Genomic DNA, 15,042 nt, shown 5'->3' on the forward strand with positions numbered 1-15,042 from the left:
GCAAGAAAGAGGCCTATTGTCACTATTTATCTCCAAATTTAATTCGTAACGTATCAGCAAGTATATCCCTTAGAAATTCAGGAAGAAAATAATGCTTATTTTCCGACTTGGCTATTTCAGGTAACAGCCGACCAAACGTAAACGTGTCTGCTGTTGCAACCTTATAGGTCCGTTCAGCATCCAAAGGCTCTCCATCAAACCAAACATGTTGAACATATTCTTCGCCCGTCTCATGTACATATGTCTCCACTTCTATGCCCGAAAATTGCATCCGTCCTAAAATCTCTCCACGAAAGCCAAATCCTTTCAACTTCAATTCCATAAAATCCTTAGTAAAGGACGCACGAATCACCTCAAGCAACTCGTTACCTTTGAGATCGATTACAACCGGATTGATTGGATGTGGACAAATTTGATGAATGTCCTTATATGTAACATCTCCAGCAGGAATTTGATCTAATAAAAGTCCTGCATTCAACATCGCACAATCGGCATTCGTCCAGTCCTGTACAGTGTTGGTCAGCTCCTGCATGATTACTGTATCTTTGAACCACTTTACCTCAATTGGTGAATGGATATGAACAATCTTTTCCTCTAGAATTTTATCCGCTTCTTCACTCAACTCATATAACTTTTGTTCCGTTTCTAAATCTTTTGCAAGATGCGTAACATCCGTGGTATATGCTTCTTTTGTCACTAGCTTTCCCTGATCATGATCCCATGTTAAAATAACTTCTCCAATAAATGCGCAATGCTTACCAGCAGCTGTAATCACTGTATTGTTGATATGTTCCCCTGTTCTCAATAAATGGTGTGTATGTCCACCAATAATGACATCAATATCTGCAAACCTTCTTGCTATCTCCTGATCTTCGCTTAATCCCAAATGAGACAATAAGATAATAACATCTGTAGACTGTTTCAGCTGCTTCACGTATTTTTTCAATGTTTGGTATGGCGAGGCTACATGCCAATCAAGTAATTCATAAAAAGCGTTAAATGGTGCAGTTAGACCAATAACACCAATTCTAACACCATTAATAGATTCAATTTTCACAGAAGGATGAAGCCAATCCGGCTCCTGATTATCCATGCTGTGTAAATTCGCGCAAACTACTTGAAACGCTGCATCATCATACAAATGAAAGAAATCATCTCGAGATAATGTAATTCCTTCATTATTTCCGATTGTTGCTAAGTCATAGCCTGCATCATTCATTAATTCCACATTTGCTTTCCCCATAAATGCTTCAGCAATTGGATGAACACGATCCACATGATCCCCAATATCAATTGTCCAGGTAGATTCATTTGCTGCTTCTTTCATTGCTTTTTTTTCTTTTAAAAATCCAGTAACACGTGCCCACTGGTCAAAATTGCTATGTAAATCATTTGTATAATAGAAATAAAGTTTTTCCAGCATATGTCATACTCCTTAAGCTAGTCCTTGAAAAATCATGCGTAATCCTATCATTATCAATAGAATGCGTAATATCCATTCGAGGGTTTTCCCTGGCAGCATCTGGTTTACCGCTACACCGAGTTTCCCACCAATCCACGCACCCACAATAAAAAATAAAACATATTCCCATGCGATATGTCCAAGTATAATATGTGTGCTACCACTTATCGCACTTACAAAAAGAATCATAAACATGGAAGTTGCTGTGGCGATATGTACTGGAAATCCGAATAACATTATCATAGCAGGTACCATAATTGCCCCGCCACCAATTCCAAACAATCCCGATAGTGTACCTACAAATAGTGAAAGAACAAACGCTAGCCAGATCGACACGGTGTAATGATAGGTAATCCCATCTACACGAAATGTTCGCATTACCTGCCATTTACCGGTTACAGGCTGTTCCTTTGGTTTTAGTTTCACAAAAAATAGTAATGATATCATAATCATTACAAAGCCGAAATACAGTAAAAAATCATTCGTATGGACAAATTGATTGAACCAGGATCCCAACACACCACCAGGAATGCTGCCTGATAAAAATAATAATCCTGTTTTATAATCCACGCGCCCTATTTTAGAATAGGCAATCGTTGATGATAATGCAGTAAAAATCATTGTCACTAGTGAGATGCCTACAATCGTTTGCGGTGACACCCAAGCAAATGAATCCATAAAACTACTTAAAAACAACAAGATAGGTATGAGGATAACCCCGCCACCAAGTCCCATTAAACTACCGATAAATGCAGTCGTCAAACCAATTAAAATACATAGTATAAAAACCAATAGCTAACCCTTCCATTTCTCATTAACTCTTACTCTATATTAGCACTGATTATCATTGATTCCCATCCATAAACATTCTACAAACCAATAAAGTTAAACTTCATTCAGTGAGGTTCGACGCATAGGAGTTAGTGCAGACGTGGCTGATTTAGTCGACCTGCCCGTTAAACTTCGATCATTTTAAACTAAAATCCATATAAAAAGAGCCCACCAAAGCGAGCTCTTCTTACTTTAAAATTTAACCGATTGAACCTTCCATTTCATGCTTGATCAGGCGGTTCATTTCAACTGCATATTCCATTGGAAGTTCTTTCGTGAATGGCTCAATAAAGCCCATTACGATCATGTCCGTTGCTTCTTGTTCACTAAGCCCTCTACTCATTAAGTAGAACAGCTGCTCTTCTGAAACTTTAGAAACTTTCGCTTCATGCTCCAATGAAATATTGTCATTGTATATTTCATTATATGGAATTGTATCAGATGTTGATTGATTATCCATAATTAACGTATCACACTCAATATTCGACCGAGCACCATCTGCTTTACGTCCAAAGTGAACGATTCCGCGGTAGGATACTTTACCACCTTTTTTCGAGATGGACTTTGAAACGATAGATGATGACGTATTTGGTGCCAAGTGATGCATTTTAGCTCCAGCGTCTTGGTGTTGACCTTTACCAGCGAGTGCAATGGAAAGCGTCATTCCACGCGACCCTTCTCCTTTTAGAAGAACAGATGGATATTTCATGGTAAGTTTTGATCCCATGTTGCCATCGATCCATTCCATGGTACCATTCGCATCAACGGTTGCTCGTTTTGTAACTAGATTATATACATTATTAGCCCAGTTTTGAATGGTTGTGTAACGGCAATATGCATCTTTTCCTACGAAAATCTCAACCACTGCACTGTGCAGGGAGTTTGTTGTAAACACTGGTGCTGTACAACCCTCTACATAATGAACAGATGCACCTTCATCAACAATGATTAGTGTTCGTTCAAATTGTCCCATATTTTCCGAGTTAATTCGAAAATAGGCTTGTAGGGGAGAACTTGTGTGTACTCCTTTTGGAATGTAGATGAATGAACCACCAGACCAAACTGCGGTATTCAATGCAGAGAATTTATTATCAGCGGCTGGAATTACTTTACCAAAGTACTCCTTGACTAATTCTTCGTTCTCTTGAAGTGCAGTATCTGTATCCTTAAAGATAATTCCTTGTTCTTCTAAATCTTTTTCCAAGCTATGGTAAACAACTTCTGATTCATATTGTGCAGATACACCTGCTAAATATTTCTGTTCTGCTTCTGGAATGCCCAGTTTATCAAAAGTTTCTTTAATTTCTTCTGGTACTTCATCCCACGTTCTACCTTGTGTTTCAGAAGCTTTTACATAGTAGACGATTTCATCAAAATCTAATTCATCTAGGTCTCCGCCCCATTGTGGCATTGGTTTACTATAAAAAACTTCCAACGCTTTTAGACGTTTCTCAAGCATCCATTCAGGTTCGTCTTTCATCCGTGAAATTTCCTCAACAACAGCCTTCGTTAAGCCTCTTTCTGTACGGAAGACCGATACGTCTTTATCCTGAAACCCATACTCATAACCTTCCATTTCTGGAATTTCTTTTGCCATTATTAAAAACCTCCTATTAGATATTCGTACTTTAAGCTTATGCCTTTGTACTCTAATCCTTTGGCTTTCTACTCTTCATGAACACCTTTTTCCATTGCCTTCCATGCGAGAGTTGCACATTTAATACGTGCAGGGAATTTAGAAACCCCCTGAAGCGCTGCAATATCCTCTAGCTCCTCTGTGTCAACATCTTCCCCAATCATCATATTTGAAAATACTTTTGACATATTCAATGCATCATCAAGTTTTTTCCCTTTAATAGCCTGGGTCATCATTGACGCGGAGGACATGCTAATGGAACAGCCTTCACCTTCAAACTTCACATCTTTAACAATCTCGCCTTCCAGTTGTAAATGCAATTCTATACGATCACCGCAAGTTGGGTTATTCATATCAACAGTCAATGTATCTCCATCGATAGCCCCTTTGTTACGTGGGTTCTTATAATGATCCATAATTACTTGCCTATATAGTGTATCTAGGTTATTCATAGACATCACCGAAATACTCCTTTGTTTTCAAAAGTCCATTAACCAAAAGATCGACATCTTCTTTTGTATTATATAGATAAAAACTTGCTCGAGCTGTTGCCGTTACATCGAGCCATCGCATGAGTGGCTGTGCGCAATGGTGACCTGCACGTACCGCAATACCTTCTGAATCAAGCACGGTTGCCGTATCATGTGGATGTACATCAGCTAAATTAAACGTAACCAAGGCCGCACGACTTTCTGGGCCATACACGTTTATACCTTCAATTGTACGCATTTGTTCCATTGCATAATCTGCTAGTATTTTCTCATGCTTTGTAATGGCATCCATTCCAATTTCACTTAAGAAATCTATTGCAGCACCAAGGCCAACTGCTCCAGCGATAACCGGTGTCCCACCTTCAAATTTCCAAGGGAGTTCCTTCCATGTTGAATCATACAAGTTGACGAAATCAATCATTTCTCCACCAAATTCAAAAGGTTCCATTGCTTCTAGAAGTTTTTTCTTTCCATATAACACACCGATTCCTGTTGGTCCGCACATTTTGTGACCAGATAATGCATAAAAATCGCAATCCAGATCCTGCACATCAACCTTCAAATGAGGCGCTCCCTGTGCACCATCCACTACAATAACTGCATCATGATCATGGGCTATCTTTGCAATTTCCTTAACCGGATTTACAGTTCCCAGTACGTTGGATACATGCGTAATCGCAACAACTTTAGTATTTGAAGTAACTACTTCACGGACATCCTCAAGTGCTATAGTACCATCTGGTTGCAACGGTATATATTTTAAAGTTGCTCCAGATGCTTTTACCGCCTGTTGCCATGGAATAATGTTGCTATGGTGTTCCATTGGAGTAATGACAACTTCATCTCCCGGCTTTAAATTCTGGCGCGCATAACTAGATGCAACGGTATTGATTCCTGATGTTGTTCCGCGATTAAATATCACTTCAGCATGACTGTCTGCGTTAATAAACTGACAAACTTTCTCACGTGCGCCCTCATATTTATCCGTTGCTCGTGAGCCTAGCGTATGAACGCCTCGGTGCACATTCGAATTATCTTGCTTATAATAGTCATTAACAGCATTAATAACTGCCAAAGGTTTTTGAGAGGTAGCCGATGAATCTAGATATACGAGTGGATGTCCGTTAACTTCCTGATCTAATATCGGAAATTGTTGCCTGATGGCTTTTACATCCATTAGTATACCTTCCTCTCAATTAATTGCGTCAATTGCTCTCTGACAGACGCAATCGGTAATTGATTTACAACAGGAGCAAGGAATCCGAAAATAATTAACCGTTCTGCTTCTGCTTGTGAAATTCCACGACTCATTAAATAATATAACTGAAGCGGATCAACTCTACCGACAGAAGCGGCGTGCCCTGCTGTAACGTCATCTTCATCAATTAATAAAATTGGGTTTGCATCGCCACGAGCTTTTTCACTTAACATTAACACCCTTGATTCCTGTTCCGCGTTCGATCTTGTTGCACCATTCTCAACTTTACCAATGGCGTTAAAAATCGATGTTGCTTTATCTTTCATAACACCGTGTTGAAGAATATGTGCATCTGTATCTTTCCCGAAATGCACACTTTTCGTCGTAAGGTTTTGAATTAAATTTCCTCGGCCAACTGTCACCGTTTTCGCATGGCCTGTTGAATTATCACCCACTAAGTGTGTAATGTTTTCAAAAACAGTATGTCCGTCGTTCATTTCACCAATCGCCCAATCAATGGATGCATCTCGGTATGCAACGCCACGACGATTCATATAGGACGTTGTTCCAGCTGCAAAGTTATCCACTCCACCAAATGAAATCTTCGCATTATCATGTGCAATTACTTCTGTAACTACATTTGCGATGGTTTCTTGCTCATAATTGTGGGAAATATAATTTTCCACGTATGTTAAGGAACTGCTTTCCTCTGCAACAACTAACACATGATTAAACAATGCTACTTCTGGATCTTCCTGCCAAAAAATAGTTTGTATCGGAGTCTCCACTTGAACATTCTTTGGAATATAAACAAAAATTCCACCGTTCATTAAAGCAGCGTGCATGGCTGTCAATCGATGCTCATCAATAGTGACAGCATCTTTCATATAATATTTTTTCACTAGATCTTCATGTTGTTGAAGTGCTGTAAAGATATCTGTGAAAATAACACCTTTATCTTTCAAGTCCTGACTTAATGATGTGAATGCAACTGAGTTATTACGCTGTATGAGTATATTTTCAGGTGCATTATCTTTATCAAGAAAACCGTGTATCTCGGCTGGTAATTCATTTATTGATGAAATTGCTTCGCCTTGTGCCGTATGTTTAAAACGACTGAAATTCCATTTGCCTATCTTCGTCTTATCAGGCTTAGGCATTTCAAGCGAATCAGCTTGTTCTAAAGCTTGAAGGCGTAGGAGCCGCATCCATTCTGGTTCGTTTCTTACTTGCGAAAACTGATCAATATAATCTTTGTCATATGGTAGTTTGATGTCTACAGTCATAGTACCCCTCCTAACTATTAAGCTTCTTGCCCTTGGCCTACTGTTTCGTCTTCAATGCCTAATTCTGTTTTAATCCACTCATAACCTTCAGCTTCCAAACGCTGTGCTAGTTCAGGTCCACCAGATTTAACAATGCGTCCTTGCATTATAACGTGTACATGGTCTGGCGTAATATAGTTCAATAAGCGTTGGTAGTGTGTAATGATTAAGCAACCGAAATTCTCATCACGTAATTTATTAATTCCTTTTGAAACTACTTTTAATGCATCAATATCAAGTCCTGAGTCAATTTCATCCAAGATTGCGATTTCAGGTTTTAATAGCATTAATTGAAGAATTTCATTACGCTTTTTCTCGCCACCTGAGAACCCTTCATTTAAATAACGTTGTGCCATGTTTTTGTCGATTTCCAGGTAATCCAATGTATTATCCATTTCCTTAATGAATTTCATCAAAGGAATTTGATCGCCTTCTTCACGGCGTGCGTTGATAGAAGAACGCAAGAAATCAGATGTCGTTACACCACTGATTTCACTTGGATATTGCATGCCTAGAAACAGGCCAGCGCGTGCACGTTCATCAACTTCCATCTCCAATACGTCTTTCCCATCAAAATGTATACTTCCTTCAGTAATTTCAAATTTAGGGTGTCCCATAACTGCAGAAGCCAGTGTCGATTTCCCAGTACCGTTTGGTCCCATTACTGCATGAAATTCGCCACCATTTATCGTAAGGTTTAAACCTTTTAATATCTCGTTCCCTTCAATATTTACATGAAGATTCTTGATTTCTAGAGTTGATCCTGCCATTCTGATACCTCCAAGTACTAGTATTATTGTTTAAAATGAATATGACATCCATTCTCAATCTATTCTCATTACAATCTTAAAGCATTTCGAATTTAATATCAACTCTTTTAGGCTATTAAGTCTTGTAAGAATCTAACTTTCTGGACGTCCATAAAATGTTCCTATCTAGATGAAAAATTATAAATCAACTTTTAGTGTGAGGAACTATTTGCTTCCACCACATTATACCGTTTTTCCTACATCAGTCAAAATAAAAGGCTACTGTTGTCCTTTTTATAAGAACAACAGTAGCCTTTTCCATTATTATTTTTGAAGTTGACTAACAAATTCAGCTGATAGTTTTTTACATTCGGCATATTCCTGATCTCTTCTTTTCTCTACTGCGATGCGTTTTTCAAATTTTCTTTCGTATTCAGCATAACAAATCTTATTCGATTGCTGCATCGCTTTCTCCATCTCTGGAGTGTAATTCAAACTTATACCACTATTAATAGTGAACCATCCTTTCGACTTAAGTACAATACTAATCGTAACACGGGGATGATTCCCCTAACAAAGCGTGTATAAACCCATTAACAAGGATTATTTCGAACATGAAAGGCTGAATCTATACAGCGACATTTCTCCATAATCATATAACGAATTACTGGCAAATACGATGTATTGCTCCAAATTTGCTAAAAAAGTTATTCGAAAACTTAGTTATTACCTCCAACAGGAACGACAGCTCCGTTATATGTTTCCGTAATATAGGTTTGAATTTCTTCTGACTGCAATACGTTGACTAGTTCATTCAACACTTCATTGTCTATATCTTCTGATTGAACGGCAATCACATTCACATATGGAGATTCATCATCTTCTATAAAGAGTGCATCCTCCAAAGGATTTAAATCTGCATCAATTGCATAATTCGTATTGATTGTAACTAAGGCATCCTCTTCAGAAAAATACAACTCAGGTAAAAGTGCTGCGTCAACATCTGCTGAAAACGTTAAGTCATGTGGATTTTCAACAATATCACTTACTTCTGCATCTACCTTTTCTACGTCTTCGTCTAAAGTAATCAGACCATTCTGTTCAAATAATGCTAGGACTCGCCCGTGATCAGCTACAGAACGACTTAGAATTACTTCTGTTCCATTCTCTATCTCGTCAATATCAGTTATGTTTTGAGAATAAACCCCCATCGGCTCGATATGAATGCCATCAATATAATCAAAATCATAACCGATTTCCTCTATTTGACCCTCTAAATATGGGATATGCTGGAAATAATTAGCATCTAGATCTCCCGTTTCCAAATCATCATTTGGTAATACATAATCCTGGTACTGTTCAACTGAAAGTGATATTCCCTCTTCCTCTAAAAGCGGTTTGGCTTCTTCCAAAATCTCCGCGTGTGGTGTACTTGAAGCACCAACTGTGATTTCCACTGGTTCAGAGCCATTATCACCCGTATTTTCATCTGTATCTCCATCTGTATTTCCATCCCCACAAGCTGCTAGTACTAATACTACTAGTAGCATTAAAAATGCCACGTTCCTTTTCATTATAATCTCCCCTTATATTTTTATCTTTTATCTAATTTAGTAGACAGATAATCTCCGATAAATTGGAAAATAAATACAATGACTACAATCAAAATGGTACAAACAAGTACCACATCAAAATCACGGCGTTGAAAACCGAAGAAGTATGCATAATCTCCTAATCCTCCAGCACCAATAACGCCCGCCATCGCGGTGTAACCAATTAACGCTATTGCAGTAACAGTTATCCCAGACACCAATGCTGGCATAGATTCCGGTAATAGAACCCGAAAAATAATTGTCCGTGTCTTTGCTCCCATTGAGGTTGCTGCTTCAATCACGCCTTTATCAACTTCCTTTAGCGCAATTTCCACCAGTCGTCCATAAAATGGTGCTGAACCTATAATCAATGCAGGTAAAGCTGCAGTGGGACCCCGAATAGTTCCAATTAAAAAGTCAGTGAATGGAAATAACAATAAAATTAATATAATAAACGGAATAGCTCTGAACACATTTACAACCGTAGCTACAATAAAGTTAAGTGTTTTGTTTTGCCACATGCCGCCTTGCATTGTCAGGTATAAAAGTAAACCTAGAATAATGCCTAAAATTATGGTCCCTGCCAATGCGAACAACGTCATATAAAAGGTTTCATACGTTGCTTCCACCAAGTCTTGAACATCTAGATTTGGAAATAAGTCATTCAGCATGACGAACAACCTCCACTTCTACCGAGGTCTCATCATGAATAAAGCTTACTGCCCTATTTATTTCCTCTGAATCTCCTTCAACTTGAACAAACAATGTACCGTATGCGGCCGCCTGGGTCTGGGTAATTTTCCCCTGGAGGATGTTAATAGCTATATCAAACTTCTTGGCTACTTGACTTATTAATGCTTGATTTGCTGTTTCACCAATAAAATGAAGTCGAATGATTATTCCTTGGTCATACGTATCAATCAAATGACTTACACTTTCGTCTTCATCATCTGCACCCATAACCTGCTCCACAAATTTTCTTGTCACCGTTTCCTTTGGACGCCGGAATACATCCAGTACTTCACCTTGTTCTACGATTTTCCCTTGTTCCATTACTGCAACCTGGTTACATATTTTGCGTATAACATGCATTTCGTGGGTAATAAGAATAATCGTTAATCCCAGCTTCTCATTAATATCCACCAGTAAATCAAGGATAGAATTCGTCGTTTCTGGATCTAATGCTGAAGTTGCTTCATCGCATAATAATACTTTCGGGTTATTTGCTAACGAGCGAGCAATACCCACACGCTGCTTCTGTCCTCCACTAAGTTGAGAAGGGTAGGCATCCTCTCGTCCGGAGAGACCGACTAAATTAATTAACTCCTGTACACGTTCTTGCCGTTCAGCTTTTGCTACTCCTGCTATTTCAAGTGGAAAAGCAATGTTATCTCGCACAGTACGTGACCAAAGTAAATTAAAATGCTGAAAAATCATCCCAATTTCCTGTCGTGCTAGCCGAAGTTTTTTTGCATTTAATTTTGTTATTTCCTGGTTGTCAATCACAACTTGACCATCTGATGGATCCTCCAACCGATTAAGTAAACGTACAAATGTACTTTTACCTGCACCACTATAGCCGATAACGCCGAATATCTCACCTTCTTTTATATTAAGGGTCAGATCATCAACAGCTGTTATTCTTTGTTTATTTGATGTGAAATATTTACTTAAACCCTTAATCGAAATCACAAATAATCCTCCTTAAATGGTACATACCATGCTTATTATACCAAACCAAAACACAAAAACGCCTTCCTGTAAGAGAACAGAAAGACGTAAATAATCGTTTTCTCGTTCCCTCATCTGCCAAAGCGTACACTTTGCAGGAGTTGGCACCTTTCAGACTTCGTAATGTTCTGAAGGTTGCCGCAGTTTCACAGGGCCAGTCCCTCCACCGCTCAAGATAAGAGATATAATCGTACCGTTTAGCTTTGAAAGCTTTAATTGTACTGATGCAGGTAGGAACATTTATACTCTCCTACTGCAAAAATACTAGCACACTAGTTTTCTAGTGTCAATATTGTTATTTCATTAACTTTTTACGAACAGGTCTGGTTTATACTCTGTCAGATAGCTGTAAATATTTGCGATAGACCGAAAAGCATAAATTTTTTCTTTTACTTCATTACCTTCCTTAATTAACAAGCAGGGGACACTCTCTATTTTGTGTTCCTGCATAAATTCAGCATACAGTGAAGCGTTCATTTGGTAAAAAATAGTTTCTTTGTGCACCGACTCAATTTTTGTTAACATCGTTCGCGCTACATGACATGTACCACAAAAAGGAGTATAAATATATAATATATAGCTATCTTGTTCCAGTACTTCGTTTGTTATCTCTTGCAACACTACCACCCTAAATTAAAAATATTGGATTAACCGCTATTCGTTTACTCAGTAAAGCAGTAGCAAGTACATGCTCAGGAGTTGTCGCTACTTCACGATATTCACTGCTCACATAGATATGCTCGGCATGCGGAAGCTCATGTCTCAATTGTTTACGTAATTTTATGCCTGAATAATCTTCATCAACAAATATCAATACATTTTTATTATCTAAATCATAGGTTTCCAAGAGATCATCAAACTTCTCAACACCAAGGGTACCATTCGTACAAACAATAGCGACATCATCGGTAATTATCTTCTCAATTTGCCTTTTATCTGTTAATCCTTCGACTATAATAACTATTTCATGTGCCATCATCCCACAACACTCCTAATGAAATCAAGCAAAAATGCTTCTGTTATATGTATACTATGATACAAACGTGGCCAACTATACAACATTGTTGCAAGTTAGCCAGTTATAGTCGCTATTCATGATATTAGTCTTCTTCTTGGTCCGTAACTGCATCATATTGCTCTGCTGATAATAGACGATCAAGATGCGACGAATCAGATGGCTCGACCACGATCATCCATGCCTTATCATATGGTGAGTCATTTACAAATTCAGGATTATCTTCTAAATCCTCGTTCACTTCAATAACTTTTCCGCTTAGTGGAGCATATAACTCAGAGACTGTTTTAACGGATTCAACACTTCCAAAAGGCTCATCTAATTCAATCTCTTCTCCAACCTCAGGAAGTTCAACGAATACAATGTCTCCGAGTTCATCCTGTGCAAAATCTGTAATACCGATACGTACTTGTTCGGCTTCTTTCTTAATCCACTCATGTTCTTCTGAATATAATAAATCCCCTGGTACGCTCATTGATATCCCTCCGTTTATTCATTCCATTATAACTATACAATGTAAGCATGGATTTTTCTAGTGTTTTACAATAATTCATTGACGCTGTTCTAACTCCCATCATATGATAAGCGGGAAACCTCTACGTTGACTAATTTATTACACTACTCACGTATGATGGATAGGCTTTTACTAAAACTTCCCTACACACATTATAGCCAATTTTCATTAAACGTTTCTTCCTTAAATCCAACTGTCACGTTTAGTCCGTCCGTTACGATTGGCCGCTTAATCAGCATCCCATCCGAAGCTAAGAGTTCTACCATTTCTTCAGTGTCTGCATCTTTTATTTTTTCTTTCATATTCAACTCACGGTATTTTTTCCCGCTTGTGTTGAAAAATTTTTTTGCAGGCAAATTACTTTTTTCAATTAGTTCTTTTATCTCTTCTTTTTTCGGTGGTGTATCCACTATATGTATGGTACGGTACTCAAGTTTATTCTCATCTAACCACTTCTTCGCTTTTTTACATGTACCACAGCTTGGATACCAATAAAATGTAAGTGCCATATACATCATCCTCCTTCGTAAATGTATTGATATTTTTAATTCTATCATGACTATAGCTAATTATTCATTCTTTTCGTTTGATAATTATGTACTAGCGTTTTTGAACTGCTTAACTGCTTATAAAAAGATAGCTCTCCCTATTTTAATAGGAACGAGCTATCACATATTCTTCCTGAATTATATTAAACGATATATTCTTCTTCCTCTATAATTTTAGCTGCAACCTCCCGCTTTTTCGCTATTACATTTGTTGGTGTATGGCGAGTTAGCTTACGAAGTGACGACAACATCGTACGTAATGTGTCCCCTTCTTCGACTGCAATTAATGTTTCTTTTGCATCTGCTTCAATTCGGTTGAAAGCTTCCTGTACATAAATTTGAGTGTATAATAATTTTTGTTTGTTTTTCTCATCGCCTGAACGATTGATCGCCTTTTCAGTACGAAGAATTGCAGCTTCCATGTTATATACTTCTGCAGTCATATCTGCTAGGTTAACTAAAATTTCTTGTTCCTTTTCAATCTTCTGCATATACTTCTGTGCGGCTAGACCAGCGCCAAGTAAAACAATCTTCTTGGCATTTTTCAACAGGTGTTTCTCTTGCGCTAAACGCTCGTCGCCCACTTCCTCCGGCATCATCATCATTAATTCTTCTTGTAACGCTTGCGCTTTTTGCAGTAATGGAAGTTCGCCCTTCATTGCTTTTTTCAACAATGTTCCAGGTACGATTAGTCGATTGATTTCATTTGTACCCTCAAAAATACGGTTAATTCGTGAATCACGATAGATTCGCTCTACTTCATATTCTTGCATAAACCCATAACCACCATGCAATTGTACTGCTTCATCTGCTGTATAATCCAATAATTCTGTAGCCATATATTTATTCATCGAACATTCAATTTGGTATTCAGCTATGGCACGTGCTACTTCACGTCCATCCTTCATTTGTTCGTCTGTCAATGCGCCCATACGCTGTTCAAATAAACCAACTGTTCGGTAGACGGAACTTTCATTCGCATAAATCTCCGCAGCCATTGTTGCTAATTTTTCCTGCGTTAAGGAAAAGCTGGAAATTGGTGTATCGAACTGTTTACGTTCATTCACATATTTTGCCGATAATTCCAGGGCACGCTTGGATCCACCAACACCACCAATCGCAAGCTTATAACGTCCAACATTGAGAATATTAAATGCGATAATATGGCCTCGCCCTTTTTCCCCTAATAAATTCTCAACAGGAACTTCTGCATCCTCTAAAACGAGTGTGCGAGTAGATGAGCTCTTAATACCCATTTTCTTCTCTTCTGGACCGGTTGACACACCGGGGAATTCACGTTCAACGATAAATGCTGTGAAATGCTCTCCATCTATTTTTGCGTATACAACGAACACATCTGCGAATGCGGAGTTTGTGATCCATTGCTTTTCACCGTTTAAAATATAATGCGTTCCAGCTTCATTTAATGTCGCTGTTGTTTTTGCCCCCATTGCATCAGAACCTGAACTTGGTTCTGTTAGTGCATATGCAGCTAATAGTTCTCCAGTTGCAAGCTTAGGTAAATATTTCTGCTTCTGGTCATCATTCCCAAAAAACACAATTGGAAGGGAGCCGATCCCTACATGCGCCCCATGTGTCACCGAGAATCCACCGGCACGTGAAAATTTCTCCGTTATTAAAGAAGAGCTAATTTTATCCAAAGCAAGACCGCCATATTCTTCAGGGACGTCAACACCCAACAGCCCTAAATCACCAGCCTTTTTTAATAAATCAACAGAATGTTCGAATTCATGATTTTCTAGGTTTTCAATCTTTGGTAAAACATCACCTAATACGAAGTCTTCTGTCGTTTTGGCAATCATTTTATGTTCCTCTGTGAAATCCTCTGGTGTAATGACATCATCTGCAGTCAAATCTTCCGTTAAAAATGCTCCACCCTTGAAAACCTTATCTTTTGTTTCACTCATATTTATTCTTCCTTCCTTTTTG

At 38.3% G+C, this 15,042-nt stretch carries 16 protein-coding genes and 1 riboswitch; all 16 genes read right to left on the reverse strand.

What is annotated here, in order from left to right; genetic code table 11:
- Window positions 1–22 precede the first annotated feature (22 nt).
- Window positions 23–1,423, reverse strand: coding sequence for a bifunctional metallophosphatase/5'-nucleotidase (locus tag OLD84_RS12605; protein ID WP_209462699.1), 1,401 nt, complete (start codon window positions 1,421–1,423; stop codon window positions 23–25).
- A 12-nt stretch (window positions 1,424–1,435) separates the two neighbouring features.
- Window positions 1,436–2,254: a sulfite exporter TauE/SafE family protein gene (locus tag OLD84_RS12610; protein ID WP_209462698.1), complete on the reverse strand. Its 819-nt coding sequence runs from the start codon at window positions 2,252–2,254 to the stop codon at window positions 1,436–1,438.
- A gap of 238 nt (window positions 2,255–2,492) precedes the next feature.
- On the reverse strand, window positions 2,493–3,890 hold the full coding sequence (gene sufB / locus OLD84_RS12615) for a Fe-S cluster assembly protein SufB (RefSeq protein ID WP_209462697.1): 1,398 nt from the start codon (window positions 3,888–3,890) through the stop codon (window positions 2,493–2,495).
- A 68-nt stretch (window positions 3,891–3,958) separates the two neighbouring features.
- The gene (sufU, locus tag OLD84_RS12620) at window positions 3,959–4,387 is read right to left on the reverse strand and encodes a Fe-S cluster assembly sulfur transfer protein SufU (protein WP_209462696.1); all 429 of its coding nucleotides are present in this window, start codon (window positions 4,385–4,387) and stop codon (window positions 3,959–3,961) included.
- A complete protein-coding gene (locus OLD84_RS12625; protein WP_209462695.1) occupies window positions 4,374–5,597 on the reverse strand; it encodes a cysteine desulfurase in 1,224 nt (407 codons plus the stop codon). The genes sufU and OLD84_RS12625 overlap by 14 nt, the downstream gene beginning before the upstream one ends.
- Window positions 5,597–6,904, reverse strand: a complete 1,308-nt coding sequence (sufD, locus tag OLD84_RS12630) for a Fe-S cluster assembly protein SufD (RefSeq protein ID WP_209462694.1) — start codon at window positions 6,902–6,904, stop codon at window positions 5,597–5,599. The genes OLD84_RS12625 and sufD overlap by 1 nt, the downstream gene beginning before the upstream one ends.
- A gap of 17 nt (window positions 6,905–6,921) precedes the next feature.
- The gene (gene sufC / locus OLD84_RS12635; protein WP_209462693.1) at window positions 6,922–7,713 is read right to left on the reverse strand and encodes a Fe-S cluster assembly ATPase SufC; all 792 of its coding nucleotides are present in this window, start codon (window positions 7,711–7,713) and stop codon (window positions 6,922–6,924) included.
- 303 nt (window positions 7,714–8,016) lie between these two features.
- On the reverse strand, window positions 8,017–8,187 hold the full coding sequence (locus tag OLD84_RS12640) for a YuzK family famiily protein (RefSeq protein WP_209462692.1): 171 nt from the start codon (window positions 8,185–8,187) through the stop codon (window positions 8,017–8,019).
- A gap of 224 nt (window positions 8,188–8,411) precedes the next feature.
- On the reverse strand, window positions 8,412–9,266 hold the full coding sequence (locus tag OLD84_RS12645; protein ID WP_209462691.1) for a MetQ/NlpA family ABC transporter substrate-binding protein: 855 nt from the start codon (window positions 9,264–9,266) through the stop codon (window positions 8,412–8,414).
- Between the two features lie 20 nt (window positions 9,267–9,286).
- Window positions 9,287–9,955 carry a methionine ABC transporter permease gene (locus OLD84_RS12650; RefSeq protein WP_209462690.1) on the reverse strand — a complete coding sequence of 223 codons (669 nt, stop codon included), beginning with the start codon at window positions 9,953–9,955 and terminating at the stop codon, window positions 9,287–9,289.
- Entirely contained in the window at window positions 9,945–10,976 is a 1,032-nt protein-coding gene (locus OLD84_RS12655) for a methionine ABC transporter ATP-binding protein (RefSeq protein WP_209462689.1), read from the reverse strand. The genes OLD84_RS12650 and OLD84_RS12655 overlap by 11 nt, the downstream gene beginning before the upstream one ends.
- A 107-nt stretch (window positions 10,977–11,083) precedes the next feature.
- A riboswitch (SAM riboswitch) is annotated at window positions 11,084–11,197 on the reverse strand.
- Window positions 11,198–11,318: 121 nt separating this feature from the next.
- Entirely contained in the window at window positions 11,319–11,633 is a 315-nt protein-coding gene (locus OLD84_RS12660) for a thioredoxin family protein (protein ID WP_209462688.1), read from the reverse strand.
- Window positions 11,634–11,643: 10 nt separating this feature from the next.
- Window positions 11,644–11,991, reverse strand: a complete 348-nt coding sequence (locus tag OLD84_RS12665) for a toprim domain-containing protein (protein ID WP_390336730.1) — start codon at window positions 11,989–11,991, stop codon at window positions 11,644–11,646.
- A gap of 124 nt (window positions 11,992–12,115) precedes the next feature.
- Complete coding sequence (gcvH, locus tag OLD84_RS12670) at window positions 12,116–12,505, reverse strand: glycine cleavage system protein GcvH (RefSeq protein ID WP_209462686.1); 390 nt, start codon at window positions 12,503–12,505, stop codon at window positions 12,116–12,118.
- 191 nt (window positions 12,506–12,696) lie between these two features.
- Entirely contained in the window at window positions 12,697–13,053 is a 357-nt protein-coding gene (locus tag OLD84_RS12675; protein WP_209462685.1) for an arsenate reductase family protein, read from the reverse strand.
- A 182-nt stretch (window positions 13,054–13,235) separates the two neighbouring features.
- Complete coding sequence (locus OLD84_RS12680) at window positions 13,236–15,020, reverse strand: acyl-CoA dehydrogenase family protein (protein ID WP_209462684.1); 1,785 nt, start codon at window positions 15,018–15,020, stop codon at window positions 13,236–13,238.
- Between the last annotated feature and the right edge of the window lie 22 nt (window positions 15,021–15,042).

The organism is Virgibacillus natechei (assembly GCF_026013645.1).
In the GTDB taxonomy this organism is placed as follows: domain Bacteria; phylum Bacillota; class Bacilli; order Bacillales; family Amphibacillaceae; genus Virgibacillus_L; species Virgibacillus_L natechei.